This window comes from Mammaliicoccus fleurettii (assembly GCF_002018435.1).
Lineage (GTDB): Bacteria > Bacillota > Bacilli > Staphylococcales > Staphylococcaceae > Mammaliicoccus > Mammaliicoccus fleurettii.
Genome location: NZ_MWJM01000046.1, coordinates 1 through 664, shown reverse-complemented (window position 1 = coordinate 664; position 664 = coordinate 1). Strand labels below are relative to the sequence as shown.

Here is a 664-nt window from a genome sequence, read left to right as displayed (position 1 = left end):
CTAAACCTGTGATTCAAACAGACTTAACAGGTAAAGGTGGTATGAAAGATCCAATCGTTGTAAAAGCTGACCCTGGATCTAAAGTTGAAATCTTCGATAAAGATGGCAATAAGATTGGTGAAGGTATCGCAAATGATCAAGGCGTAGCTGAAATCACACCAACAAAACCATTACCTGAAGGTAATATCACTGCTAAAGCGACAGATAATGCTGAAACGCCGAATACATCTGATGCTTCTGAACCTGTCAAATCGAAAGATACAACACCGCCAACTAAACCTGTGATTCAAACAGACTTAACAGGTAAAGGTGGTATGAAAGATCCAATCGTTGTAAAAGCTGACCCTGGAACTAAAGTTGAAATCTTCGATAAAGACGGAAACAAAATTGGTGAAGGTATCGCAAATGATCAAGGTGTCGCTGAAATCACGCCAACAAAACCATTACCTGAAGGTAATATTACAGCGAAAGCAACGGATAATGCGGAAACACCGAATACATCTGATGCTTCTGAACCTGTCAAATCAAAAGATACAACACCGCCAACTAAACCTGTGATTCAAACAGACTTAACAGGTAAAGGTGGTACGAAAGATCCAATCGTTGTAAAAGCTGACCCTGGAACTAAAGTTGAAATCTTCGATAAAGATGGCAATAAGATTGG

The 664-nt window shown here is 39.6% G+C and carries 1 pseudogene; it reads left to right on the top strand.

Going from position 1 to position 664, the window contains the following annotated elements:
- A pseudogene (locus B2G86_RS13360) lies at positions 1-664 on the top strand (YSIRK signal domain/LPXTG anchor domain surface protein); the annotation flags it as partial.